The organism is Streptomyces mangrovisoli, assembly GCF_000974985.2.
GTDB classification, from domain to species: domain Bacteria; phylum Actinomycetota; class Actinomycetes; order Streptomycetales; family Streptomycetaceae; genus Streptomyces; species Streptomyces mangrovisoli.
This window is the reverse complement of record NZ_LAVA02000064.1, coordinates 43,176-68,146: the sequence shown is the minus strand read 5'-3', so window position 1 is coordinate 68,146 and position 24,971 is coordinate 43,176. Positions and strand designations below refer to the sequence as shown.

Here is a 24,971-nt window from a genome sequence, read left to right as displayed (position 1 = left end):
GGCGGGAGTTTTCCACAGCCGCCGGGGCACGTTGGCCAATTGTCGGCGGCGTCTGGTTCGCTTGAGGCATGGAGATTCTCTGGGTCCTGATGGCGCTGGTCATGATGGGCTGCGTGCTGCTTCCCTTCCTGCGGCGCCGCCGCGGCATGATCGAGCAGGTCCCGCCGGGGCACCCGGACGCCGCGGACCCGGCGGACTACGGCTTCGTGCGCGAGGAGGACCTGGACGTCCGGATGCCCGGCCCGGACCAGGACCTGCTGGACGTGCTGGACCTCGTGCAGCGCACGCAGGACCACCGGGCGGCGACCCAGCTGCTGGCCGGCACCCCGGCGGAGGGCGAGGTGCGCTGGCAGCGGGTGCAGGCGTTCGCGGGCGCCGCGTCGCTGGAGCTGCAGCGGCGTCCGGGCGGCGTGAGCGAGGTGCCGGGCGGCCAGTGGCAGCGGGTGTGGCGGGCCGAGCAGCCGAAGGACCCGGGGGGCGCGGCCGTGCACGCGGAGTTCCTGGTGCAGCAGGCGTGGCGGACGTCGACACCGGGGACGGACGAGTTCCGGATCATCATGGAGGAGGCCAGGGACGCCTGCGGCCAGGCCGCGCTGCTGGCCCCGGGCGACCCGGTGCCGTACATCGTCGAGCTGTCGGTGGCGCGGGGGCTCGGCTACGCGCAGCCGGAGTTCGAGAAGCTGTGGCTGAAGATCCTGGACCGCGCCCCGCACCACATGGGCGCGCATCTGGCCGCGCTGCACTACTGGTGCGAGAAGTGGCACGGCTCGCGCGCCCTCGCGTACGAGTTCGCCGAGGCCGCGGCGGCCCGCGCGCCGCAGGGCTCGCTGCTCGCGGCGATGCCGCTGTTCGCGGTGTTCGAGCATCTGCCCGAGGTGAACCTGGTCCGCGGTTTCTACCAGAGCGAGGTCGTGACGAAGGCGATGCACGGCGCGCTGTTCGCGGTGCACTCGGCCCGCCCGGACGACCCGATGCTGGCGCACGTGCGCCATCTGCTGGTCTTCTTCCTGGTGCGCGCGGAGCGCTGGTCCGAGGCGATGGACCAGCTCATACACGTGGACGGGCACGTGGGCGCCCTGCCCTGGACGCTCTGCGGCGATCCGGCGGCCGAGTTCGCGGTCTACCGCGCGCTGGCGGTGGCGGGCTACGAGGCGAACGGCGGCAGCCCCGCGACGCTGATGAGCTGACCGCCGTAATTCGTTTGCCCCCGGCGGGCCGGTGCGCGCCAATGGGAGCATGGCCGACATTCAGGGCTCGTACGACGACCTGTTCCTCGCGGTGCCGCGACTCCTCGGGGAATTCCTGGACGCGGGGGACGCGGGCGGGTCGGTCGCGGTGTTCGTGGACGGCAAGCCGGTGGTGGACGTCTGGGGCGGGTTCGCCGACGCGGACCGGACGGCTCCCTGGCAGCGGGACACGATCACCAACGTCTGGTCGGTCACCAAGACGATGACGGCGCTGTGCGCGCTGATCCTGATCGACCGCGGCGACCTCGACCCGGACGCGCCGGTGGCGCGGTACTGGCCCGAGTTCGCCGCGGCGGGCAAGGAGAAGGTGCTGGTACGGCACCTGCTCGCGCACACCGCGGGGCTGCCCGACTGGGACGGCCCCGTCGAGGGTCTCTACGACTGGTCCGCCGCGACGGCGGCGCTGGCCGCGCGGCCGCCGCTGTGGGAGCCGGGGACCGCGGCCGGATACCACTCGCTCACCCAGGGGTTCCTGGTCGGCGAGGTGGTGCGCCGGGTCGGCGGACGGTCCCTGGGCGAGTTCTTCGCGCGGGAGGTGGCCGGCCCGCTGGACGCCGACTTCCACATCGGGCTGTCCGCCGAGCACGACTCCCGGGTGGCGCGGTCGGTCCCGCCGCCGTCACAGGACGAGGACTACGCGGCGAGCGCCCCGGGCGGCGACCCGTCCTCCGCCCCCGCCGCCACCGCCATGCGGGTCCGTGACGGCAACGGCGTGGCGTGGCGGCGCGCGCAGATCCCCGCCGCGAGCGGCTTCGGCAACGCCCGCTCGGTCGCCCTCGTGCAGTCCGTGATCGCCTGCGGCGGCACGGTCGGCGGGGTGCGGCTGCTGTCCCGGGCGGGCTGCGACCTGGCGGGCGAGGAGCAGTTCAGCGGCGACGACCGGCGGCTTGGGATGCCGGTCCGCTGGGGGATGGGCTACGGGCTGTTCGGCGGCTCCGTCGGCTGGGGCGGCTGGGGCGGCTCCCTCGTCGTGACCGACCCCGAGGGCGGGATGACGGTGGCGTATGTGACGAACCAGATGCGCGAACCCGCGGACGACAACCGGGGGATGGAACTCGTGATGGCGGCCTACGACGGGCTCACGGGCCTGCGCGCCTGACCCGGGGCCCGGGACCCGCGCCGCCGCCCGCGCCGACACCCGCCCCGTCCCCCACGGGGCCGCCCGCGCCCCGCAGTGCCGGGAGCAGATCGGCGAGTCGTTCGAGCTGTGCGTGCTGGGCGGGCAGCCCCAGGGCGCCGAGCCGGGCGACGACCTGCCGGGCGCCCGCGGCGGCGTACCGGTCGAGGCGCTCGCGCACCCGTCCGGCGGGCCCGATGACGACGGCCTGGATCTTCTCCAGCTCCTCCAGCGGCATTCCGTAGGCGGCGCGGGCGTAGGCGTCCATGGCCCGGCGGCCGTGTTCGGCGTCGTCGTCGACGCGTACGGTGACGAACAGGGCCGGGGTGACGTCCTCGGGCGCCCGGCCCGCGCCGGCGGCCGCCGCGCGGACGCGGGAGAGGCCGGCGGCGTACTCCGCGGGGTCGGGCGGATAGGGCAGCCAGCCGTCGTACGACCGGCCCGTGCGGGCCAGCGCGGAGGGGCTCGCGCCGCCCAGCCAGACCGGCGGCCCGCCGGGCCGCCCGCGATGGGGCACGGTCACCGGCGGGATGTCGTCCAGGCGCAGGATCTCGCCGTGGAAGCTGCGGGCGCCGTCCCACATCGCCCGCCACAGCGCGACGGTCTCGTCCAGCCGGGCGAAGCGGCGCTCCCACGGCACCCCGGACAGCGTGTAGAGGGGCTGCCCGAAGCGGCCGGGGAAACCCGCGCCGACGGTCACGGTCAGCCGGCCGCCGGAGAGCAGGTCGACGGAGGCGAGGGACTGCGCGGCCTGCACCGGCAGGCGCAGGAACGGCAGCAGGGCGGCCGTGCCGAGGGCCACGCGGTCCGTCGCCGGGGCGAGGGCGGCCAGCATGGTGAGGGCCTCGACACGGGGGCTGATCAGGGAGTCGTTGACGAAGAGCGAGGCGAGGCCGAGGCGCTCGGCCCGGCGGCCGAAGCCGACCAGGTCCCGAGGGTCGTCGCCCGCGCTCCACTGGGCGGTTCCGGTCGGAAGCAGTACGCCGATGTCCATGGCCACGATGGTCGGCACGGGCGGGGGCGGCGACAATTCCCTGCGGGGAATGGCCGGGCGCCCGGCGTCCCGCTAGAACGGAGGCGTGGACTTCCCCCGCGCGCTCCGCGAACGCCGTACCGGCCGCCGGCTCAGCCAGCTCGACCTGGCGCTGCGGGCGGGCACGACCCAGCGGCACCTGAGCTTCATCGAGTCCGGCAGGTCGCTGCCCGGCCGGCGGATGGTCGTACGGCTCGCCGAGTCCCTCGACCTGCCGCTGCGCGACCGCAACGAGCTGCTGATGGCGGCGGGGTACGCGCCCGTGTATCCGGAGAACTCGCTGGACGCGCCCGAGCTGGCGCCGGTGCGGGCGGCGATCGAGCAGATCCTGCGCGGGCATCTGCCGTATCCGGCGGTGGTCGTGGACCGGCGCGGTGACCTGGTCGTCGCGAACAGCGCCTTCGACGTGATCACGGAGGGCGCGGCGGCCGAGCTGGTGGGGCCGGGCAGGAACGTGTACCGGCTGGCGCTGCACCCGGACGGCGTGGCGCCCCGCATCCGCAACCTGGCCGAGTGGTCCCGCCACATCCTGACCCGCCTCGATCACTTGCCGGACCTGCGGGACGAACTCGCCGCCTACGCGCCCGCCCTGGAACCCTCGGAGGGACTGCTCGGCTTCGCGGTCCCCCTCCGACTGCGCTCCTCGTACGGCGAGTTGAGCCTGATGACGACGGTGACGACGTTCGCCACCGCCGTCGACGTGACGCTCGCCGAACTCAAACTGGAGGCCTTCCTGCCGGCCGACCCCGAGACGGCCCGCGCCCTGACGGCGGCGGCCGGGGCGGCAGCCGCCGACAGGGGAGAGCCGAAGGCGTAGAGCCCGTCGCGCGGACCGGGCCGGGCGTCGGACGAGCCCGCCTGCGGGCCCGTGCCGTCCACGGACCCGCTCACGAGCGCGACATCACTGGCCCGACATCGCGTTCCCGAACTCGGGGTCGTCGCCGGACTTGGTGATGCCGACGGACGTCGCGCCGAAGCTCACGGCGCCGGTGGTCGTGACGCCCCCGGTGGCGCCGCGCAGGACCCAGACGGCGCCGTCGTCGCTGTTCTCCCCGCCCGCGCCCACCGCCAGGTCGGCGCGGCCGTCCTTGTTGAGGTCGGTGAGGTGGAGAGCGTGGGTGAACAGGTCGCCCGTCTCGTTGGCGCCCGGCACGCCCGCGGTGCCCTGGTTGAAGGACTGCGCGCCGGTCGCCGTCAGGCCGGACTTGCCGCCGCGCAGCACCCAGACGGTGCCCACGTCGGAGGCCGAGCCGATGTCCTCCCCGGTCGCGCCGACGGCGAGGTCCGGATAGCCGTCACCGTTGACGTCGCCCGCCGCGAGCGAGGCCCCGAACCAGTCCTCGGACTCGTCCGTCCCCTGCACACCCGCCGTGGCCTGGCTGAACAGGGCGCTGCGCGTGGTGTCGACGCCGGCCGTGCCGCCGTAGAAGACGGTGGCGTAGCCGCCCTTCGCCGGCTGGGGCAGGACGGAGACGAAGTCGTTGCCGACGACCAGGTCGTCGTGGCCGTCGCGGTCGAAGTCGGCCACGGTGAGCGCGTCCGAGTACCCCGCGCCCGCCTCGGTCTGGAAGGTGAGCCCCGCCGAGCCGCCCCGGTAGACGAAGTTGCCCGTGGCGGACCCGATCACCAGGTCGTCCTTGCCGTCGTTGTCGAAGTCCCCGGCTGCCAGCTGAACGGCGCCGTCGGGGGCCGCGCCGGAGTCGATCTGCGCGTCGAGGCGCAGCTTGCCCGCCGCGCCGCCGGACTTGGTGAAGCCGCCCTTGAAGATCCACACGTCCTTGCCGGTGGAACCGACCGCCAGATCGGCCTTGCCGTCCCCGGTGAAGTCGCCGACCGCGAGGGACTGGCCGAACCGGTCGTGGCCCGAGGCGTTGGGGTCGCTGATCGTCGTACCGCCCGACAGGCCGGACGAGCTGCCCCACAGGATGGTGACCGAACCGCCGTCGGCGTCGCTGCCGACGTCCTCCAGCGGCGTGCCGACGACCAGGTCGCCGTAGCCGTCGTTGTTGAGGTCGCCGCCGGCGAGCTCGGTGCCGAAGCGGTCGGAGGTCTCCGAGGCGCCCGGCACACCGGCCGAACTCTGCGAGGTGACCTTGTGGCGCGAGGCGCTGACACCGCTCGACGAACCGTAGTTGACGACCACGGCCCCGGCCTTCGCCTTGCCGCCGGCGACGGCGCCCGGGGCGTTGGTCGCCAGATCGCGGTAGCCGTCCCCGTTGTAGTCGTCGGCGAGGCCCGACGGGGCGGCGCTCGCCCCACCGGGCAGACCGATCAACAGTCCACCGGCCAGGACGGCACCGACGACGGTGACACCCACGAACGCGGGACGACGGGAGCGCTGATGACGGGACCGAAGCATGGGTTCCCCTCCAAGACATGCGTGCTTACCTGGAGTTGACCTTTGGTGAGAGAAAACGGTTGCACCGTGCAGGCATCTCGTCGATCTTTCACATTTACTTCACGTCCACCCTGCGGTCCGCCGCCCGCCATCACCCCCGTCCCGTCCCGGTGTTCACGCCTCCGAAATCGGCCAGTCCGCCGCGAGTTCGCGCTTGAGGATCTTGCCGGTGGGGCCCTTGGGGAGCGCCGCAACGACCGTCACCACGCGGGGGTACTTGTAGGCAGCCACCTGCTCCTTGGCGTAGGCGCGGATCTCGTCCGCCGTCGCCCGCTCGCCCGGCCGCAGCACGACGGCCGCGGCGACCTCCTCGCCGTGCGAGGGGTGCGCCACGCCGACCACCGCGCACTCGGCGATCGCGGGGTGGCCGTAGAGGACCTCCTCGATCTCGCGCGGGTAGACGTTGTAGCCGCTCCGGATGATCAGGTCCTTCTTGCGGTCGACGATGAAGTAGCAGCCGTCCTCGTCGACGCGGGCCAGGTCACCGGTGTGGAACCAGCCGTCGCGGAAGGCCAGGGCGTCGGCGTCGGGGTTGGCGAAGTAGCCCTTCATCACGTTCTCGCCGCGGACGGCGATCTCGCCGATCGCGTCCCGCGCGTCCTGCGCGGCCGGGTCCAGTACGGTCCCGTCGTCCGCCACCAGACGCAGTTCGACGCCCCGCACCGGCGTGCCGATCGAACCCGCCTTGCGCGGGCGGTCGGGGTGGTTGAAGGCGGCCATCGGCGAGGTCTCCGACAGGCCGTAGCCCTCCAGGACCGGCGCCCCGAACGTCTTCTCGAAGCCGTGCAGCACCTCGACGGGCAGGGCGGCGCCACCCGACACCGCGAGCCGCAGCCGCGGCGGCGCCGCGGGGCGGTCCCCCGGCCGCTCGGCGTGCAGCAGCGCCGAGTACATCGTCGGTACGCCCAGGAAGACGCTGACCTCGTCACGGTGCATGATCTCCAGCGCCGTCACCGGGTCGAACCGGGGCAGCAGGGTCAGCGTCGCGCCCGCGGCCACGGCGGTGTTCATCGCACAGGTCTGCCCGAAGGCGTGGAACAGCGGCAGGCCGCCGAAGAGCACGTCGTCGGGGCCGAGCCGGAGCAGCGTCTCGGCGGTCGTGGACGTGTTGCTCAGCAGGTTGCGGTGGGTCAGTTCCGCGCCCTTGGGGGTGCCGGTCGTGCCCGAGGTGTAGAGGATGACGGCGGTGGCGTCGTCGGAGCGGTCCACTACACCCGCGTCGGCCGGGGCGAGGTCCGTGTCGCTCTCGGTGACGGGGTCCGTGCCGCTTCCGGTGGCGGCGTCCGTGCCGCTCCCGGTGGTGGCGTCCGTGCCGCTTCCGGTGGCGGCGTCCGTCGTCAGGAACGTCGTCCCCGCCGCTGCCGCCGCCTTCGCGACCTCGTCCGCGCAGGCCGGGTGCGCCAGCGCCACCCGCGCCCCCGAGTCGCGCAGCACGAACGCCGCCTCCCGCTCCTTCAGCAGCGGGTTCATCGGCACCGCGACGGCTCCGGCGCGCAGGATGCCGTAGTAGACGACGGGAAAGGCGGGCACGTTCGGCAGGGTCATGGTGACCCGGTCGCCCGGCCGTACGCCGTGGGCGCGCAGCGCCGCGGCGAGCCGGGCGCTGGCCTCGTCCAGCTGCCGGTAGGTCAGGGTGCTGTCGTCGTGGCGCACGGCGACACGCTCCCCGTGCGCTGCCGCGGAGGTCAGCAGGAGGGTGGCGAGATTGGTCATGGCGGCGGGTCCTCCGGTCGGCGGGGCGGATCGAGTCGAGTCGGTGAGGTCGGGGCGGGTCGAGTCGGTGAGGTCGGGGCGGGACGGGTCGGTGAGGTCGGGACGGGGCGGGGTGGGGCGGCGCGGGCGCCGGATCAGCGCGGGCGCCGGTCCGTCGCGCGGGCGCGGCCGGGCGGGGCCGTGCGCAGGTTCCGGGGGCGGATGACGTCGCGCGGGGCGATCCCGCGGCGGGCCCGGTCGGCCGCGACCGCGGGGGCGGTCTCGCGGGCCAGCCACAGCCGCAGCAGATGCCGCCCGCGCCCCGGTCCGACGACGTCCTCGTAGGCCGTGCGCCCGTGCAGCACCACATGGCTGTCGAGCAGCAGCAGGTCGCCGGGGCGCAGGTCCACCTCCAGCCGTACGGCGGGCGAGGCGGCCGCCGCGTCGAGGGCGTCGTACAGCTCGGCCCCGGTGCCGTCCAGGCGGCCGCGGTCGTAGCGCATGCTCGGCCGGTCGCCGTCCCTGACCACGATCGGGGAGGTCTGGTACGGCCGCTCCTCGCCCGGCTCCCCGACCTCGCCGAACGTGTGGCTGCGGTACAGCAGTTCCGCGAGGTCGGGCCGCGTGTCGAGCACCGTGTTGTGCACGGCCGCCGCACCCGCCAGCAGGACGCTGCCGCCCGAGCGGGCCGGGCGGACGCACAGCAGCCCGAGCAGATCCGACTCCGCGGTCCGGAACGGCTGCGCGGCGCCGGTACGGACCGGTTCCGGGGCACCGGTCGGACCCGCCACCACCGGGGTACCAGCCGAATACGCCGGCACCGGGTCACCCGCCGGACACGCCGGCCCCGTCGCCGGGACCGGGCCCGTGCCGCCGTACGGCAGCTCCCCCGCGTCCCGGATGTGGCACAGGGTGCGGCCGTCGGCGGTCTGCGGGACGGGCCGGCCGAGGTACTGGCCGATGCCGCGCAGCACCGTGCCCGCCTCCGCCTCGCCGAGCAGGTCCGCCGGCACACCACGGAGCAGCGCGAGACCGCGGCCCGTGGCGAGCGTGGCGGCGACGCGCGCGAGCGGTGCGGCGAGCGTCGGCAGCGGGAAGTCGCCGACGGTCATCCGCAGCAGGGTGGCGCCCCGCTCGCGCGCGGTGTGCACGGCGGTGCGCAGTTCGGCGCACTGCCCGGCGGTCAGCGTCAGCGCCCAGTCGTCCTCGCGCCCTGCGAGCTCGGCGCCGTACCAGAGGACAGGGCCGGTGAACGGCTCGGCGGCGGGGCGGGGGAAGGGCTCGGCGGCGGGGCCCGGACTCGGCTCGGTCGGCGGATCGTCGGCCATGGTCGCCTCCACGAGGTCGGATGAACGGGGACCGGGATCGCCGTCCCGCGTCGACGGGGATGCTATGAATCACCTGGCCGGAGTGCTTGACGCAAGGGGACGAGAAACTTAACTTCTGGGGACCCGCAGCCCTGGAGCGTGCCCATGAGGCCCCTTGTCCGCACCGCCGCGCTGAACGGATACGTCGAGCTGAGCCGTTCCCTCGGTCTCGACCCCCGCGCGCTGATGAAGAGCGTCGGCCTCGACACCGCCGACCTGGCCGTCCAGGACCGCTGGATCTCCGGTACGGCCGTGGTCCGGCTGCTGGAGCTGTCCGCGGCCACCTCCGCGCGCGAGGACTTCGGCCTGCTCCTGGCCGAGCTGCGGCGCTTCTCCAACCTCGGCCCGATCAGCCTCCTCGTCCGCGAGGAACCCGACGTGCGCAGCGCCCTGGCCCTGCTCATCCGCCACCAGCACACCTACAACGAGGTCCTGCACGCCCGGCTGTCCGAGGGCAACGGCGTCGCCACGCTCAAGGTCGACGTACGGCTGGGCGAGCCGCAGCCGACCCGGCAGGGCACGGAGCTGGCGGTGGCCGCGTTCCACCGGGTGCTCTGCGGCTTCCTCGGCCCGCACTGGCGCCCGTCGGCGGTCTGCTTCGCGCACCGGGCGCCGCGCGACACCGCGAGCCACCGCCGGGCGTTCGGGCCCGTGATCGAGTTCGACCGCGGCTTCAACGGCATCGAGTTCTACGCCGACGACCTGGACGCGGCCAACGCCATGGCCGACGCGCAGCTGCGCAGCTACACCCGGCAGTACTTCGAGCCCGTCGCGACCTTCCGGGAGGCGACCGAGGCGGACCGGGTGCGCGATCTCATCGAGGCGCTGCTGCCGACCGGGCGCTGCTCCATCGAGCAGGTCGCGCGCAGCCTCGGCGTCGACCGGCGCACCGTCCACCGGCATCTGGCGCGCTCCGGGCAGACGTTCTCCTCGCTGCTCCAGTCCACCCGTACGGCGCTCGCGGAGCAGTTCGTGCCGAACCCGAGCCGGTCCCTGACCGAGGTGTCCACGCTGCTCGGGTTCTCCTCGCTGAGCGCCTTCTCCCGCTGGTTCCACGAGCACTACGGCGTCGGGCCGCGGGAGTGGCGCCGCAATCCCGGCGGCGGGGCGGCGGCCGGTGTCCCCGATTGACAAGTCACGTGTCACGGCAGGCAAAGCGGGCCCGTGTCGGCCGCCCTACCTTTGCAGCACCGCACAGGCGGCCGGCCCCGGAGGGAGCCCGCTGCAACTTCCCCCAAGGGGGCTCCCTCCGGACCGGTTCGCTGCCGCCCGGGCGGATGGATCAAGAGCCGTAGAGCCGTAGAGCCCGTAGAGCCCGTAGAGCCGTAAGCCACAGAGCCGCCAGCCGCCGGCCGCCAGCCGGAGAGCCCGTCACCGCGCCGCAGCCGCGAAGCCGCCCTCGTACCGCCGTCATCACCTCGTCGTAGCGACAACCCCCTTCGCCGCAGGGCTTCTTCGCCGTGCCCGCGGCAGCTCAGGCGTACCCGTCAACCCCACCTCAAGGAGACGCACCGTGCACTTCCACGACGACTCTCTCTTCCCGGAGAACCAGGAGAAGCTGGTCATCCAGGCCGCGCCCTACGGCCCCGAGTGGCTGCCCGGCGACGCGGACGACCTGCCGCTGACCATGGACGAGCACGTCCAGGCGGCCGTCGACTGTTACAACGCCGGCGCGACCGTGCTGCACATCCACGTCCGTGAGCTGGACGGCAAGGGCTCCAAGCGGCTGTCCATGTTCAACGAGCTGATCGGACGACTGCGCGAGGCCGTGCCGGACATGGTCCTGCAGATCGGCGGGTCGATCTCCTTCGCCCCCGAGGGCGAGGGCTCGGAGGCCAAGTGGCTCGACTTCGACAGCCGTCACATGCTCGCCGACCTGGACCCCAAGCCCGACCAGGTCACCATCGCGATCAACACCAGCCAGATGAACATCGTCGAGATCATGACCGACGACGATCTCGAAGGCACCTCGATCGCCAAGCCCGACTACTACAAGGCGTACCGGGACATGTACCTGGAGGCCGGTCCCGACTTCTACCTCGAGCACCTCAAGCGGCTCGGCGAGAGCGGTATCCAGCCGCACTTCCAGCTCGCCACCCTCGCGCAGCTCGAAACCGTGGAGCGCCTGATCCGGTCCGGTGTCTACACCGGCCCGCTGGTCCTCAACTACGTGGCCATCGGCGGCGGTTTCGCCGGCCGGCACCCCGCCGACCTGATCGAGTTCGTGCGCCGCGTCCCCGACGGCGCCGTCCTGACCATCGAGAGCTCGATGCGTGCGGTGGCACCCATGAACGCGATCGGCATCGCGCTCGGTGTGCACGTCCGGGTGGGCAACGAGGACAACCTGTGGCGGCGCAAGGGCGAGCGCATGTCCAGCGTCGAGCAGGTCGAGCAGATGGTGCAGATCTCCGAGGCGCTCGGCCGTGACATCGCCACCGGCGCGGAGGCCAGGAAGATCTACCGGATCGGCGAGACCTTCGCGAGCACCGACGAGACGCTCGCCCAGCTCGGCATGGTGCCCAACCGCCGTCCGGGACAGCGCGGCTTCATGCTGCGCGACGCCTGATCCGTCCCGTCCCGTCCCGGCCGCCCGGCCGCCCGTCCCCGCGACTACGACCCCTCTCTGGAGCACCCCGTGGCATTCGCCGTCCGCTTCCGTGAAACCGGTGGCCCCGACGTCCTCACCTGGGAGGAGGTGACCGTCGGCGACCCCGGCCCGGGTGAGGTGCGCGTGCGGCACGAGGCCGTCGGGCTGAACTTCGCCGACACCTACTTCCGCACCGGCCTGTACCCGGTCCGGCTGCCCGACGGCATGGGCGTCGAGGCCGCGGGCGTGGTGGAGGCGGTCGGCGAGGGCGTCACCGACGTCGCCGCGGGCGACCGGGTGACGTACACCGGAAGTCCGCTCGGTGCGTACAGCACGGAGCGGGTCATGCCCGCCTCGCATCTGATCAAGCTGCCCCCGCAGATCAGCTGCGAGACGGCGGCCGCGATGACCATGCGCGGTCTGACGGCGGCCTATCTGCTGCGCAGGATCCACCCGTTGAAGCCCGGCGACACCGTGCTGCTGCACGCGGCGGCGGGCGGAGTGGGCCTGATCGTCAGCCAGTGGGCCGCGCTGCTCGGCATCCGTGTGATCGGGACGGTGTCCAGCGAGGAGAAGGCCGAACTCGCCCTGGCACACGGATGCGAGCACGTCATCCGCTACCGGCAGGAGAACGTGGCCGAGCGGGTGCGGGAGCTGACCGGCGGGGCGGGCGTCCCGGTGGTCTTCGACAGCATCGGCAAGGACACCTTCGCGGGGTCGCTGGCCTCGCTGGCCCGCCGCGGCCTGCTCGTCTGCTTCGGCACCGCCTCGGGTCCGGTGCCGCCGATCGACGCCATGCAACTCGCCGTCGCGGGCTCGGTGTTCGTCACCCGGCCCGCGCTGGCCGACTACATCGCCGACCCGGCCGAGCGCGCCGCCCTCGCGGGCGAGCTGTTCGAACATGTCGCCGCGGGCCGGATCAAGATCGAGATCAATCAGCGCTACGACCTCAAGGACGCGGAGCAGGCCCACCGCGACCTGGAGTCCGGGCGGACCACCGGGTCCTCCGTCTTCGTCCTCTGACCCGGCCGACGGCCCTCGTCGCCCCGGCCGACCGGGGCGGCCTCGCCCGACCGGACCGGCCTGACCGACAGGACCGCAGGACCGACCTGACCGACCTGACCGGCAGGACCGACAGGACCGACCTGACCGGCCGGGGCGACCGGGCCGGCCGAGGCGCCCCACCCCGCCCCACCCCCCACCACGTCACCCCATGGAGTGAGCACCCATGACAGACACCCTTTCGCCGTCGGACCAGGCCCCGGCGCAGGCGCGCCCGGCCGCTCGATGTACGTCGATCGAGGTCGAGCGGCTGACCTGCAGCATCGGCGCCGAGCTGCGCGGGGTGAACCTCGCCGACGCGGCCCGTGACGACGAGCTGTTCGCCGAGATCAAGGGCCTGCTGCTGGAGCACAAGGTGCTCTTCCTGCGGGACCAGGACCTCTCCCGCGCCGACCATGTCGCGTTCGCCTCGCGCTTCGGCGCGCTGGAGGACCACCCGGTCGCCGGCAGCGACCCCGACCACCCCGGCCTGGTGCGGATCTACAAGGACCTCGACAGCCCGCCGGAGCACTACGAGAACGCCCTCCACACGGACGGCACCTGGCGCGTCAACCCGGCGATGGGCGCCGTGCTGCGCTGCGTCGAGTCGCCCCCGGTCGGCGGCGACACCATCTGGGTCAACATGGCGGAGGCCTACCGCCGGCTGCCCGACCCGGTGAAGGCGCAGATCGAGGGGTTGCGCGCGCGGCACAGCATCGAGGCCAGCTTCGGTGCCGTGATGCCCGAGGAGAAGCGGCTCGCGCTGCACGAGCAGTACCCGGACGCCGAGCACCCGGTGGTGCGCACCCACCCGGAGACCGGCGAGAAGATCCTCTTCGTCAACGCCTTCGCGACGCACTTCACCAACTTCCACACCCCCGCGAACGTCCGCTTCGGCCAGGACTACGCGCCCGGCGCGAGCCAGTTGCTCAGCTACCTGATCAGCCAGGCCGCCGTCCCCGAGTACCAGGTGCGCTGGCGCTGGACGCCCGGCTCCGTCGCCATCTGGGACAACCGCTCCACCCAGCACTACGCCGTACAGGACTACTGGCCCGCCGTCCGCAAGATGGAGCGCGCCGGGATCGTGGGCGACAGACCCTTCTGACCTGCAACTCCCCTGCAGTTTCGAGCAGTAGAGGTGATGACAATGGAGTTTCACACCACTGCGCAGTCCCCGGCTCCGGCCGTGGCGGCGACCCCGTCGGCCTCCGGGCCGGCCTCCGAACCGGTCTGGCCCGTGGGCCGCGGCTATGCCTGGACGGTCTTCGCGCTGAGCTTCGGCCTGCTGCTGTCCGACTACATGTCCCGGCAGGTCCTCAACGCCGTCTTCCCGATGCTGAAGTCCGAGTGGCTCCTGTCGGACGGGGCCCTCGGTTCGCTCAGCAGCATCGTGGCCCTCGCGGTCGGCGTGCTGACCTTCCCCATGTCCCTGATGGCCGACCGGTGGGGGCGGGTGCGCAGCCTGCTGCTCGCCGCCACCCTGTGGTCCATCGCCACCATCGGGTGCGCGATATCGGCGAACTACGGCCAGATGTTCGTGGCCCGGCTCTTCGTCGGCATCGGCGAGGCGGCCTACGGCAGCGTCGGCATCGCCGTGGTGCTGAGCATCTTCCCCATCGCCCTGCGGGCCACCCTCTCCGGTGCCTTCATCGCGGGCGGCGCGTTCGGTGCCGTGCTCGGCGTCTCCATCGGCGGCGCGGTCGCCGACGCCGCGGGCTGGCGCTGGGCGTTCGCCGTGATGGGCATCCTCGGCCTGGTGCTCGCCGCGGTCTACGGCGTCGTCGTCAAGGAGCGCAAGCTCGTGCCGGCCGCGGACCTCGGCGACACGCCGGAGGACGCCGCCGAGGCGAGCGCGCCGCTCCGGGCCCATCTGCCCCGGCTGTTCTCCTCCGTCTCCGTCATCAGCGCCTACGTCGGCAGCGGTCTGCAGCTGTTCATCGCCGCCACCCTGCTGTCCTGGCTGCCGAGCTACTTCAACCGCTACTACCACCTCACGACGGCCAAGTCGGGCAGTGCGGCCGGGGTGTACGCGCTGGTCATCGGCGTGGGCATGATCCTCGGCGGCGTCGCCTCCGACCGGATCAGCGCCGGCGTCCCGATCCGCAAGTGGGCCGTCGCCGTCGGCTGCAGCATCGGTTCCCTGGTACTGCTCACCGTCGCCTTCCAACTGCCCAACGGGCCAGCCCAGTTGATCACGCTGGGGCTCGGCGCCCTGCTGTCGGCCGGTTCCGCCGGACCCGCGGCGGCGATGGTGGCGAACCTGACCCCCGCAAACGTCGCCGCGACCGCCTTCGGCACCCTCACGCTGGCCAACAGCCTGCTCGGCCTGGCCCCCGGCCCGGCGCTGACCGGCGTCCTCGCGGACCACGTGGGCCTGCTGGGCGCCCTGCGGGTCATGCCCCTCGTCGCGATCGCGGCCACCGCCGCCTTCCTGGTCGGCCGGCACTGGTACGAGCGCGACCTGCTCCGCATCGGCGGCCACCCGGCGCCGGCCGCGGAGCCCGAACTCCCCGCGGAGAGCACCTCATGAGCACCACCCCCGAGTCCACCACGGTCACCGTCCCCGAGCCCACCACGGTCACCGTCCCCGAGCCCACCGTGGTCGTCGTCCCCGGCCTGCGCGACCATGTCGCGGACCACTGGCAGACCCTGCTGGCCGACCGGCTGGTGGGCGCCGGCCGGGCCGTCGCGACCGTCCCCCCGCCGCCGGGCGACCGGCTCGACCTGGACGCCCGGATCGCCGCCCTCGACGCGACGATCAGCGCGGTCGACGGACCGGTGCTGCTGGTCGCGCACAGCGCCGGCTGCGCCACCACCGTGCACTGGGCGCTGCGCCACCGCGCCGACGTCGTGGGCACGCGTGCCGACGTCGTGGGCGCGTTGCTCGCCACGCCGCCGGACCTGGAGACGCCGCTGCCCGCGGGCCACCCGGCCCCCGGCGAGCTGGCCGAGCACGGCTGGACCCCCGTGCCGCGCGCGCTCCTGCCGTTCCCGGCCGTGGTCGCGGTCAGCTCCGACGACCCGCTGGGCGAGCCGGAGCGGGTCACCGAGCTGGCCCGCGCATGGGGCGCCGAGACGGTGGAGCTGGGCCCGGTCGGGCACCTCAACCCGGCCTCCGGGTACGGCGAGTGGCCCCGGGCCGAGGAACTGATCCGGGCGCTGGAGCACGCGTGAGCACGGACGTCGTAGGAGAGACGGACCCGCGGGGCCGCGAGGCCGGCGCGGACGATCCGTGGGGCGGCCCCGGCGGTGCGCCGCTCTGGGCCCCCGGGCGGTGCGAGCTGGAGGAGTCCAACGTCGCGTTGTTCATGGATTGGCTGGCCCGGACCCGCGATCTGCGGTTCGCCGGGTACGCCGAGCTGTGGCGGTGGAGCTCCGCCGAACCGGCCGCCTTCTGGTCGGCGGTCTGGGAGTACTACGGCCTCGACGAGGTCGGCGGCTACGACGAGGTGCTGGCGGACGCCCGGATGCCGGGCGCCCGCTGGTTCACCGGCGCGCGGCTGAACTTCGCCGAGCGGTGCCTCGCGCGGGCGACCGACGCCCGGCCGGCGCTGGTCGCCGTGGACGAGGGCGGCGAGCCGGTCGAGTGGTCCTGGGACCGGCTGCGCCGCGAGGTCGCGGACGTCGCGGCGGCGCTGCGGCGGATGGGGGTGCGGCCCGGCGACACGGTCGCCGGGTATCTCACCAACCTGCCGCAGGCGGTGGTGGCGCTGCTGGCGTCGGCGGCGGTCGGCGCCGTGTGGACGGCGTGCTCCCCCGACTTCGGCACCCCCAGCGTGCTCTCCCGGCTGCGGCAGGCCGAGCCGGTGGTGCTCGTCGCCGCGGACGGCTACCGCTACGGCGGCAAGGCGCACGACAAGCGCGCCACGGTCGCCGAACTCGTCGACGGGCTGCCCACGGTCCGGCACGTCCTCGCCGTCGGCCATCTCTTCCCGTCGGACACGGACTCCTGGTCGCTGCGGGCCGGGGTCGGGCTGACGGCGTGGTCCGCGCTGCCGTCCACCGGCCGGGACCCGGACTTCGCGGACGTCTCCTTCGACCATCCGCTGTGGATCCTGTGGTCGTCGGGCACCACCGGCATCCCCAAGGGGATCGTGCAGGGCCACGGCGGCATCGTCGTCGAACTGCTGAAGGCGCTGGGGCTCGGCTGCGATCTGCGGGCCGAGGACCGGTACCTGTTCGTCACCTCCACCAGCTGGATGGTGTGGAACTTCCTGGTCGGCGGACTGCTGCACGGCTCCACGATCGTCCTGTACGACGGCAGTCCGACGTTCCCCGACACCGCCGGCGCGCTGCGGGTCGCCGAGCGGACCGGGGCGACGCTGGTCGGGGTGGGCGCGGCCTATCTCGCGGCGGTGCAGCGGTCGGGGCTCGACCCGGCGGCCGAGCTCGGCCTGGGCGCCGTGCGGTCGGTGCTCCAGACCGGGTCGGCGATGGCGGAGAGCACCTGGCGGTGGGCGCACGAACGGCTCGTGCCCGGGGTGTGGCTCCAGTCCATCTGCGGCGGCACCGACGTGTGCTCCGTGCTCGCGGGCGGTACCCCGCTGCTGCCGGTGCGGGCCGGCCGTATCCAGGCCCCGGCGCTCGGCGTGGCGCTGGCGGCGTGGGACGCGTCGGGGCGGCCGCTCACCGGCGAGCAGGGCGAGCTGGTGGTGACCGCGCCGCTGCCGTCCATGCCCTTGCGGTTCGTCGGCGACCCCGACGACGTGCGCTACCGGGCGAGTTACTTCGCCACCTACCCCGGGGTGTGGCGGCACGGCGACTGGGTGACCGTGGCGGAGGACCTGTCGGTCGTCGTGTCGGGCCGGTCCGACTCCACGCTGAACCGGATGGGCGTACGGATGGGCTCCGCCGATCTCTACGACGTCGTGGAGCAGCTGCCCGGCGTGGCGGACAGCCTGGTCGTCGGCGTCGAGGAGGACGACGGCGGCTACTTCATGCCGCTGTTCGTGGTGAGCGGTGGGGAGGGGGCCGGCCCGTCGGGCGAGTCCGACGAGGACCTGCGCGGCCGGATCACCGCGGCCGTCCGGGCGCGGCTGTCGCCCCGGCACGTGCCGGACGTGATCGTGCGGGTGCCGGCCCTGCCCCGCACGCTGACCGGCAAGAAGCTGGAGGTCCCGGTCAAGCGGCTGCTGCAGGGCGCGGAGGTCTCCGAGGTGGCGGGGCCGGGCGCGGTCACGGAGGCGCACATGCTGGACTGGTTCGCGCACTTCCACGCCGAACGGCGGCAGCGGTCCGCCGGCTGACCGACGTCCGGTCCGCCCGGCCCTACGGCTCGGACGGCCCGGACGGGTGCGAGGGCCCGGACGAGGCGGCCGGGTCGGGCGCGGCGGGTGGGCGCGGCGAGGTGGGCGGGTCGTCGTGGCGGCCGGCGTCGCGGCGGCTCAGGGAGGTCATCCAGGTGCCCAGCCCGGCCGCGACCAGCACCACCACCACGACCAGCGCGAACTGGTTGGTGTCGGCGACGACGACGGCGACGACGCTGCCCGCGCCGACGGCCATCACCGCGCCGCCGCCCCGCACCACGTTCATCGGTCGCTCGCTCTCCGCTCTCCCCCAGGGGGACGGTTCGAGGCTAGTGGCGGAACCGGCCGACCGGGGAAGCGAGCGGAAGCAGCCGTCTGGCCATTTCCGCAGGCCAGAAGGGGTGTGAGGGCCATCCTGGCGCCGCGGGCCGTCCCCAGGGGACACGGCCGTGTCCCGAAGGGGCACGTCGCTGCGTCCGCCGAGTGATCTCGGCACCCGACCGGCGCAGCACGTTTGACCTGGGGCTCACGGGGGTTTAGCTGGAGGTCCAGCACCTCGGAGCGTGTCCATGGAACCTCTCGTCCGCAGCGCCGCACTGACCGGCTACCCGGAGCTGTGCCGTGCCCTCGGGGCGGATCCGGCCGCGCTGCTGCGCCGGGCGGGCGTCGACCCGCATCTCCTCGCCGACCAGGACCACTGGATGCCGGCCGCGGCCGCCGCCCGGCTGCTGGAACTGGCGGCGGACGCCTGCGGCCGGGAGGACTTCGGTCTGCGGCTGACGGAGCGGCGGCGCCTCGCGAACCTCGGGCCGGTGAGCCTGCTGGTGCGCGAGGAGCCGGACGTGCGCAGCGTGCTCCGGCTGCTGATCCGCTACCAGCGCATGTACAACGAGGCCCTGCGGGCCGCTCTGCACGAGGACGGCTCGACGGCGACGCTGCACATCGCCCTGGACATCCCGGCCGTGCGGCAGCTCCGGCAGGCCACGGAGCTGGTCGTCGGCGCCTACCACCAGATCCTCGCCGGATTCCTGGTGCGGCGGCCCCGGCCGTACCGGGTCTGCTTCACCCACCCGGCGCCCGCCGACCCCACCACACACCTCCGGCTGTTCGGGACGGCCCCCGTGTTCGGCGCGGGCTTCGACGGGATCGTGCTGCCGACCGCCGCGCTGGAGGTGCCCAACAGCCGGGCCGACCCGGTGCTGCGCCGCTATGCCGAGGAGTACGTCGGCCTGCTGGCGCACGGCGAGGACCCGTCCGCCCCGGAACGGGTGCGCCGCATCATCGAGATCCTGCTGCCGACCGGCCGGTGCAGCGCCGACCAGGTGGCGCGCAGCCTGGGGGTCGACCGCCGTACCGTGCACCGGCGCCTGGAGGGGTCCGGCGAGACGTTCTCCTCCGTCCTCGACGCGACCCGGGTCGACCTCGCGCGCCGCTTCGTGGCCGACGGGAACCTGCCGCTGACCGAGGCCGCCCGGCTGCTCGGGTTCGCGTCCTCGGGCGCCCTCTCCCGCTGGTTCCGCGCCCGCTTCGGCACCAGCCCGACCCGCTGGCGCGGCGACCCGGACCTCCGTGCCGCCGCACCCGACGGATGACCGTCGCCGTACGCGTCAGATCGTCGCCGTGTCGATCACGAAGCGGTAGCGCACGTCGCTGGAGACGACGCGGTCGTAGGCCTCGTTGATGCGGTCCGCGGAGATCAGCTCGATCTCGGCGCCGAGGCCGTGCTCGGCGCAGAAGTCGAGCATCTCCTGGGTCTCCGGGATGCCGCCGATGCCGGAGCTGCTCACGCTGCGGCGGTGGCCGAAGAAGGACGACAGCAGGATGCGCACCGGCTCCTCGGGGATGCCGACGTTCACCATGGCGCCGTCGGTGCGCAGCAGCGACAGGTAGGCGGCGAAGTCCAGCGGCGCGGAGACCGTGTTCAGGATGATGTCGAAGGTGCCCTTGAGCTCCTCGAAGGTCGTCGGGTCGCTGGTGGCGCGGTAGTCGTCGGCGCCGAGCCGCAGGCCGTCGTCCTTCTTGCGCAGCGACTGCGACAGCACGGTGACCTCCGCGCCGAGCGCGTGCGCGATCTTCACGCCCATGTGCCCGAGCCCGCCGAGGCCGACGACGGCGACCTTCTTGCCGGGGCCGGCGTTCCAGTGCTTGAGCGGGGAGTAGGTGGTGATGCCCGCGCACAGCAGGGGCGCGGCGACGTCCAGGGCGAGGCCGTCGGGGATGCGGACGACATAGCCCGCGTCGACGACGATCTTCTCGGCGTAGCCGCCGTAGGTGCGCTCGCCGTCCTTGCCGACCGCGTTGTACGTCCAGACCGGGCCGCCGCCGGTGCAGTACTGCTGGAGTCCGGCGAGGCAGTTGTCGCAGGTGCGGCAGGAGTCGACCATGCAGCCGACGCCCACCCGGTCGCCGACCTTGAACCCGGTGACGGCGGAGCCGACCTCGGAGACGACGCCCGCGATCTCGTGGCCCGGGACCATCGGGAACATGGCGGTGCCCCAGCCCTCGCGGGCCTGGTGGATGTCCGAGTGGCAGATGCCCGCGAACTTGATGTCGATCAGTACGTCGGACTCCCCCACGGCCCGGCGCTCGATGGTGGTGCGCTCCAGCGGAGCCTTGGCCGCGGGGGCGGCGTAGGCGGCAACAGTGGTCATGCCGGGTCTCTCCTGGTGTGAGGGGTCGTGACGGGTGTACGGCCGGGGTGCCGGCCGTACGCCTCAAGCCTGCCGGAGCCTCCTCCGGCCGTGCGTCTCCACCCTGCCGGATGCCCGTCCCGCCACCCAGATCACGCCCTTGCCTACGCTCACCGGTCCTACCACTGGCGGGGTCAGGCTGCTGGACGTACGACCCTGAATACTGGACGGTATGGACGAACAGCCCGACACCGAGCCCCGACCCGCCGCGGGGGCCGGCGCGCCGCTGGACCGGCGGGCCGAGCTGAGCGAGTTCCTGCGCAGCCGCCGGGCCCGGCTGAAGCCGGAGGACGTGGGGCTGCCCGACTTCGGCCGGCACCGCCGGGTGCCGGGGCTGCGCCGCGAGGAGCTGGCGCAGCTGGCCGGGGTGTCGGTGGCGTACTACACCCGGCTCGAACAGGGCAACGGGCGCAACGTGTCGGCGGAGGTGCTGGACTCGATCGCCCGCGCGCTGCGGCTCAGCGACGCCGAGCACGCGCATCTGACGCATCTGGCGAAGCCGAAGCAGCACAAGAAGAAGCCGTCGGCGCGGGCGCAGCAGGTGCGCGGCTCGCTGCGGCAGCTGCTGGACACGATGGACGGGGTGCCGGCGTATCTGGTGGGGCGGCGCTCGGAGATCCTCGCCTGGAACCGGATGGCGGCGGCCGTCTTCGGGGACTGGGGCGAGCTGCCTCAGGCGGAGCGGAACTGGGCGCGGATGGTGTTCCTGCGCCCCGCCTACCGCGACCTGTTCGCGGACTGGGAGCAGAAGGCCATCGACATCGTCTGCCAGCTGCGCATGGACGCGGGCTGCTATCCGGACGATCCGCGGCTGTCGGCGCTGGTCGGGGAGTTGTCGGTGAAGAGCGAGGACTTCCGGCGGCTGTGGGCGACGCACGACGTGCGGGAGAAGAGCCACGGGCTCAAGCAGCTGCACCATCCGCTGGTGGGGCCGTTGCAGCTGTACTTCGAGTCGTTCCGGCTGCCGGACGATCCCGATCAGGCGCTGGTCGTCTATCACGCGGAGGCGCACTCGGCGTCGGGCGACGCGCTGCGGCTGCTGGCCAGCTGGGGCACGGACGCGACGACGGCGGCCCCCACGGCCTGAACGGACGCGGGGTGGCCCGGCGCGAGCTCGCGCCGGGCCACCCTGTCGTTCAACCGCTCAACCGCGCAACTGTCCAACCGCTCAGCGGCCGTAGTACGCGTTGTAGATCGAGATCGTCGACTTGTTCCCCTTCTTGTCGGCGATCTTGGCGTGGAAGGAGATGCCCTGCCCCGCCGCGGGGTTCTTCACGGTGATCTTCCCGCCGTGCACCACGAGCTTCTTCCAGGTCTGCCCGTAGTCGTACGACACCCACACGCCCAGCGACTTGAGGTTGCGGCCCGCCGCCGCGCCCTCGACGGTGACCGGGAAGGTGACCGTGCGGCCCGCCTCGACCCGGCTGTCGAGCCCGGTCGTCGCGCCGAACCGGGCGGTGGAGACGGGGAGCGTCGCCACGTCACCGGCGGCCGGCTTCTTCGAGCGGAACGTGAAGCTCGCGTCGATCCGGGTGGAGGCGGCCGCGACGCGGACGCTCCGCTTGACCGAGGTGGTCAGCCGGTACTCGGCGTCGCCCGCCGGGACCTTGAAGGGCTTCTCCCCGAACAGCGGGTCGTCGGTGGTGCCGACCTTGGTGCCGTTGCGGTACAGGGTCGTGGTCACCGAGCTGAACGTCGACGAGCCGGCGTGCCGGGACGAGTCGGCGTACAGCGGCACCAGGCCGTAGAGGTCGTTGCCCTCGCGGAAGACGCCGTAGCCGGAGCCCAGACGGGGGCCGAAGACCGCGGTGTTGAAGGTCTTCGTGTACGACGAGCCGCCCTTGAAGGTCTGCGCGGCGCCGAGCGTGTAGTACGCCTCGTCGACCGGGAACCCGTCGGCGTCGACGCCGCCGTACTGCTCGAAGTCGAGCTCCCACTGGATGCCGCCCAGCGTGGACAGGTGCAGGACCCGGGTGCCGGGCAGCTGCTGCGGGACGCCGATGCCGGAGCCGCCGGAGCTGCCGGGCAGCCAGCCGAACGCGGTGACCGCGCCCTTCTTCCCGCTCGCCGCGGCGCCCATGCGGGTCTTCACCGTGGCCAGGTCGCTCGCCTTGTAGTGCTTGGTGTAGCCGGTGGCGAGCTTGCTCACCTGGGCGACCACCGCGGTGTCGTACTGCTCGTCGTCGCCCTTGGTCCAGTGCGCGTCCCACTGCTCGGAGAGCGAGCCGTCGGTGACCGCCGGACCCAGGTGGGCGGTGCGGAAGCCGGCGTAGGAGTCGAGGAACCAGCCGAAGGACACACCGAAGTCGGCGGTGTCGATGCTGTACTCGGGCGAGGCGAACGCCGACGTGGCGGCCGTGTCGGGCACGGTGATGTCGACCGGCTTGGTGGTGCGGGCGTCGAGCGTCACGGTGGTGTTCTTCGTGACGTCCAGCCGCGGTTCGGCGATCCAGTCGGCGCCCTTGGTGAAGTCCTCCGGGTCCACGAAGATCCCGCCGTCGAGGACGTAACGCCCCTTGGGCACGCGGACGGTGACCGTGCCGGACTTGTCGTACGGCGAGAACCACTGGCCCTTGCCGAGGCCGCTCAGCCCGGACAGGGAGGCGTTGTAGTACGGCGCGGGCGCGCCGTCGCGGCCGATGACCTTCAGCGTGACGTCGTACGACTGCACCTCGCGGACCACCGCCGCGGCGGTGCGCACGCTCTGCCCGTCGCCGGTCGCGGTGACGTAGGCGGAGTAGGCGCCGTCGACGGTGCCGCCGAGGCGGGTGTCCGCGGTCAGACCGACCGACGCCGTGCCGCCCGCGGGGACCGTCACCTTGGTCTTCGCCAGCTTGAAGAAGCCGGCCGGCGCGGTGTGGCCCTTGGGGTCGGTGGCGGTGACGGCCAGGCTGAGGGTGACGTCCTTGGTGCCGAGGTTGCGGTAGGTCACCTGCTTGGTGGCCGGCTGGTCGTCGGTGTGCGGCCACTGCTGGACGCCGAAGCTCACCGAGACGGGGTCGGCGACGACGGTCGTCTTGATGGCCCGGTCGACGGCGATACGGCCCGCGCCCTGCTGGAACGGCGTGTACGCGCCGCCCTTCGCGGAGCCGGTCAGCGCGCCCTTCAGCTCGGCGTAGCCCCAGGTCGGGTGCTCCTGCTTGAGCAGAGCCGCGGCGCCCGCGACGTGCGGGGTCGCCATGGAGGTGCCCGAGATGGTCAGGTAGCCGGGCGGGTTCTCGCCGACCTCCTTGTCGATGACGCTGCCGGGGGCCGCGGCGGCGGTGATGTCCACGCCCGGCGCGGTCACGTCCGGCTTGATGGCGTAGTCGCCGACGCGCGGGCCGGTGGAGGAGAAGTCGGCGAGCTTGTCGTGCTTGTCGACGGCGCCGACGGTGAGGGCGGCGTCGGCGCTGCCCGGCGAACCGATCGAGTCAGGGCCCTCGTTGCCGGCCGCGATGGCGAACAGGATGCCCTTCTCGGTGGAGAGCTTGTTCACCTCGGCCTCCAGCGGGTCGATCCCCGGGGAGTCCTGGCCGCCCAGGCTGAGGTTGACCACGTCGGCGCCCTCGGCGGCGGCCCACTCCATGCCCGCGAGGATGCCGGAGTCGTCACCGGAGCCGGTGTCGTCGAGGACCTTGCCGTTGAGGATCTTGGCGCCGGGCGCGACGCCCTTGTACGTGCCGTGCGACTTGGCGCCGGTGCCCGCGGCGATGGACGCCACGTGGGTGCCGTGCCCGAAGTGGTCGTTCGCGTCGGCGGCGGTGGAGAAGTTCTTCGAGGCGATCACCTGGGTGCTGAGGTCCGGGTGGTCGGCGTCGACACCGGTGTCCAGTACGGCGATCTTGACGCCCTTGCCGGTGTACCCGGCGGACCACGCCGCGGGGGCGCCGATCTGCGGCACCGAGGTGTCCAGGGCGGCCTTGCGGACGCCGTCGAGCCAGACGTGCGCGACCCCGGAGGCGGCGCGGTCGCCGTCGGTGACCGCGTCCCACAGCTCGTGCGCGTCCTTGCCCGGCGTCTGCACCGCGTCCGCGTTCAGCGTCTTCAGGGTGCGGCGCACGGTGCCCGCCTCGCGGACGTCGGCCCGGGTGGCGCCGGCCGTCCCCGCGTAGCCGACGATGACCTTCAGGCCCTTCTTCTGCGAGGCGCGGGCGGCGGCGGTGTCGAGCCCCGTGATGTCGAACAGCCGCTGGTCCAGCTTGCCGGTGGCGACCAGATGGGCGGCGTCCGCCGGGATGACGTAGGTGTGCCCGTCGGCCTTGCGGAGCTGGACGGGTATGTGCGCGCGCCCCTTGGCCGGCTCGAAGGCGAGGATGCGGGACTTGGCGCCCACGGTGACGCGGTCGCCGGTGATCAGGGTGATGTGGTGCTGAGAGGTGAACGAGGCGGCGCCGGCCGACGCGCGCTGTGCGGGCCTGGCCGCCGCCGGGTTGGTCATCCCCGCGGCGAGGGCCACCGCGGCGGCCGTGGCCACCGTGGCCGCGCATGCTCTTTTCACTTGTCTGCGCAAGAGTCCCCCTGCTGATGAGTGCCGGGTGGTGCCGGTCAGCACTCACCCGTCCGGGGGTGGT

19 protein-coding genes are annotated in these 24,971 nt (G+C 73.4%); 12 read left to right on the top strand and 7 right to left on the bottom strand.

The features are described 5' to 3' along the window. The first annotated feature begins 68 nt into the window (after nt 1–68). Both WN71_RS25255 and WN71_RS25250 read left to right on the top strand, forming a co-directional pair. A complete protein-coding gene (locus WN71_RS25255) occupies nt 69–1,187 on the top strand; it encodes a hypothetical protein (RefSeq protein ID WP_046590045.1) in 1,119 nt (372 codons plus the stop codon). Nucleotides 1,188–1,236: 49 nt separating this feature from the next. After that, nucleotides 1,237–2,346 carry a serine hydrolase domain-containing protein gene (locus WN71_RS25250; RefSeq protein WP_046590043.1) on the top strand — a complete coding sequence of 370 codons (1,110 nt, stop codon included), beginning with the start codon at nt 1,237–1,239 and terminating at the stop codon, nt 2,344–2,346. Here WN71_RS25250 and WN71_RS25245 read toward each other — a convergent pair. Continuing rightward, on the bottom strand, nt 2,327–3,358 hold the full coding sequence (locus WN71_RS25245; RefSeq protein WP_046590152.1) for an LLM class flavin-dependent oxidoreductase: 1,032 nt from the start codon (nt 3,356–3,358) through the stop codon (nt 2,327–2,329). The two genes, WN71_RS25250 and WN71_RS25245, sit on opposite strands and share 20 nt — an antisense overlap. An 85-nt stretch (nt 3,359–3,443) precedes the next feature. Here WN71_RS25245 and WN71_RS25240 point away from each other — a divergent pair, with 85 nt between their 5' ends. Further along, complete coding sequence (locus WN71_RS25240) at nt 3,444–4,214, top strand: helix-turn-helix transcriptional regulator (RefSeq protein WP_046590041.1); 771 nt, start codon at nt 3,444–3,446, stop codon at nt 4,212–4,214. A gap of 84 nt (nt 4,215–4,298) precedes the next feature. Here the strand turns inward: WN71_RS25240 and WN71_RS25235 are convergent, their stop codons facing one another. The 3 genes from WN71_RS25235 to WN71_RS25225 form a co-directional block, all read right to left on the bottom strand. Further along, nucleotides 4,299–5,756, bottom strand: a complete 1,458-nt coding sequence (locus tag WN71_RS25235) for an FG-GAP-like repeat-containing protein (protein ID WP_046590039.1) — start codon at nt 5,754–5,756, stop codon at nt 4,299–4,301. A gap of 153 nt (nt 5,757–5,909) precedes the next feature. Then, a complete protein-coding gene (locus tag WN71_RS25230) occupies nt 5,910–7,508 on the bottom strand; it encodes a long-chain-fatty-acid--CoA ligase (RefSeq protein ID WP_071369878.1) in 1,599 nt (532 codons plus the stop codon). A 134-nt stretch (nt 7,509–7,642) separates the two neighbouring features. Continuing rightward, nucleotides 7,643–8,815 carry a TauD/TfdA family dioxygenase gene (locus WN71_RS25225; RefSeq protein ID WP_046584934.1) on the bottom strand — a complete coding sequence of 391 codons (1,173 nt, stop codon included), beginning with the start codon at nt 8,813–8,815 and terminating at the stop codon, nt 7,643–7,645. 144 nt (nt 8,816–8,959) lie between these two features. On the opposite strand from WN71_RS25225, the gene WN71_RS25220 reads away from it, so the two are divergent. The 7 genes from WN71_RS25220 (at nt 8,960) to WN71_RS25190 (ending at nt 17,728) form a co-directional block, all read left to right on the top strand. Beyond that, entirely contained in the window at nt 8,960–9,985 is a 1,026-nt protein-coding gene (locus WN71_RS25220; protein ID WP_046584933.1) for an AraC family transcriptional regulator, read from the top strand. A gap of 382 nt (nt 9,986–10,367) precedes the next feature. Continuing rightward, nucleotides 10,368–11,420, top strand: coding sequence for a beta-keto acid cleavage family enzyme (locus WN71_RS25215; RefSeq protein WP_046584932.1), 1,053 nt, complete (start codon nt 10,368–10,370; stop codon nt 11,418–11,420). Nucleotides 11,421–11,489: 69 nt separating this feature from the next. Next, nucleotides 11,490–12,464, top strand: coding sequence for a quinone oxidoreductase family protein (locus WN71_RS25210; protein WP_046584931.1), 975 nt, complete (start codon nt 11,490–11,492; stop codon nt 12,462–12,464). 205 nt (nt 12,465–12,669) lie between these two features. Next, entirely contained in the window at nt 12,670–13,587 is a 918-nt protein-coding gene (locus WN71_RS25205; protein ID WP_046584930.1) for a TauD/TfdA dioxygenase family protein, read from the top strand. Nucleotides 13,588–13,629: 42 nt separating this feature from the next. Continuing rightward, entirely contained in the window at nt 13,630–15,012 is a 1,383-nt protein-coding gene (locus WN71_RS25200) for an MFS transporter (RefSeq protein WP_079178090.1), read from the top strand. Then, nucleotides 15,009–15,656: an RBBP9/YdeN family alpha/beta hydrolase gene (locus WN71_RS25195; protein WP_052743017.1), complete on the top strand. Its 648-nt coding sequence runs from the start codon at nt 15,009–15,011 to the stop codon at nt 15,654–15,656. Before WN71_RS25200 ends, WN71_RS25195 begins: the two co-directional genes overlap by 4 nt. Nucleotides 15,657–15,790: 134 nt before the next feature. Continuing rightward, entirely contained in the window at nt 15,791–17,728 is a 1,938-nt protein-coding gene (locus tag WN71_RS25190; RefSeq protein WP_420856528.1) for an acetoacetate--CoA ligase, read from the top strand. Nucleotides 17,729–17,750: 22 nt separating this feature from the next. Here the strand turns inward: WN71_RS25190 and WN71_RS41050 are convergent, their stop codons facing one another. After that, nucleotides 17,751–18,014: a hypothetical protein gene (locus WN71_RS41050; protein WP_046584928.1), complete on the bottom strand. Its 264-nt coding sequence runs from the start codon at nt 18,012–18,014 to the stop codon at nt 17,751–17,753. Between the two features lie 283 nt (nt 18,015–18,297). Between WN71_RS41050 and WN71_RS25180 the strand changes: the two genes are divergently transcribed. Beyond that, complete coding sequence (locus WN71_RS25180) at nt 18,298–19,320, top strand: AraC family transcriptional regulator (protein WP_046584927.1); 1,023 nt, start codon at nt 18,298–18,300, stop codon at nt 19,318–19,320. A gap of 15 nt (nt 19,321–19,335) precedes the next feature. Here the strand turns inward: WN71_RS25180 and WN71_RS25175 are convergent, their stop codons facing one another. Next, nucleotides 19,336–20,379 (bottom strand): NAD(P)-dependent alcohol dehydrogenase, encoded by a 1,044-nt coding sequence (locus WN71_RS25175; RefSeq protein WP_046584926.1) that lies wholly within the window; start codon nt 20,377–20,379, stop codon nt 19,336–19,338. A 211-nt stretch (nt 20,380–20,590) separates the two neighbouring features. On the opposite strand from WN71_RS25175, the gene WN71_RS25170 reads away from it, so the two are divergent. Beyond that, nucleotides 20,591–21,505 carry a helix-turn-helix domain-containing protein gene (locus tag WN71_RS25170; RefSeq protein ID WP_046584925.1) on the top strand — a complete coding sequence of 305 codons (915 nt, stop codon included), beginning with the start codon at nt 20,591–20,593 and terminating at the stop codon, nt 21,503–21,505. An 81-nt stretch (nt 21,506–21,586) separates the two neighbouring features. Here the strand turns inward: WN71_RS25170 and WN71_RS25165 are convergent, their stop codons facing one another. After that, complete coding sequence (locus WN71_RS25165; RefSeq protein ID WP_240529755.1) at nt 21,587–24,898, bottom strand: S8 family peptidase; 3,312 nt, start codon at nt 24,896–24,898, stop codon at nt 21,587–21,589. Nucleotides 24,899–24,971 lie beyond the last annotated feature (73 nt).

Bases quoted from the DNA above. Each gene is read 5' to 3' on its own strand.
- WN71_RS25255 (WP_046590045.1), top strand. From the start codon at position 69: ATGGAGATTCTCTGGGTCCTGATGGCGCTGGTCATGATGGGCTGCGTG.
- WN71_RS25250 (WP_046590043.1), top strand. From the start codon at position 1,237: ATGGCCGACATTCAGGGCTCGTACGACGACCTGTTCCTCGCGGTGCCG.
- WN71_RS25245 (WP_046590152.1), bottom strand. From the start codon at position 3,358: ATGGACATCGGCGTACTGCTTCCGACCGGAACCGCCCAGTGGAGCGCG.
- WN71_RS25235 (WP_046590039.1), bottom strand. From the start codon at position 5,756: ATGCTTCGGTCCCGTCATCAGCGCTCCCGTCGTCCCGCGTTCGTGGGT.
- WN71_RS25230 (WP_071369878.1), bottom strand. From the start codon at position 7,508: ATGACCAATCTCGCCACCCTCCTGCTGACCTCCGCGGCAGCGCACGGG.
- WN71_RS25225 (WP_046584934.1), bottom strand. From the start codon at position 8,815: ATGGCCGACGATCCGCCGACCGAGCCGAGTCCGGGCCCCGCCGCCGAG.
- WN71_RS25220 (WP_046584933.1), top strand. From the start codon at position 8,960: ATGAGGCCCCTTGTCCGCACCGCCGCGCTGAACGGATACGTCGAGCTG.
- WN71_RS25205 (WP_046584930.1), top strand. From the start codon at position 12,670: ATGACAGACACCCTTTCGCCGTCGGACCAGGCCCCGGCGCAGGCGCGC.
- WN71_RS25200 (WP_079178090.1), top strand. From the start codon at position 13,630: ATGGAGTTTCACACCACTGCGCAGTCCCCGGCTCCGGCCGTGGCGGCG.
- WN71_RS25195 (WP_052743017.1), top strand. From the start codon at position 15,009: ATGAGCACCACCCCCGAGTCCACCACGGTCACCGTCCCCGAGCCCACC.
- WN71_RS25190 (WP_420856528.1), top strand. From the start codon at position 15,791: ATGGATTGGCTGGCCCGGACCCGCGATCTGCGGTTCGCCGGGTACGCC.
- WN71_RS41050 (WP_046584928.1), bottom strand. From the start codon at position 18,014: ATGAACGTGGTGCGGGGCGGCGGCGCGGTGATGGCCGTCGGCGCGGGC.
- WN71_RS25180 (WP_046584927.1), top strand. From the start codon at position 18,298: ATGGAACCTCTCGTCCGCAGCGCCGCACTGACCGGCTACCCGGAGCTG.
- WN71_RS25175 (WP_046584926.1), bottom strand. From the start codon at position 20,379: ATGACCACTGTTGCCGCCTACGCCGCCCCCGCGGCCAAGGCTCCGCTG.
- WN71_RS25170 (WP_046584925.1), top strand. From the start codon at position 20,591: ATGGACGAACAGCCCGACACCGAGCCCCGACCCGCCGCGGGGGCCGGC.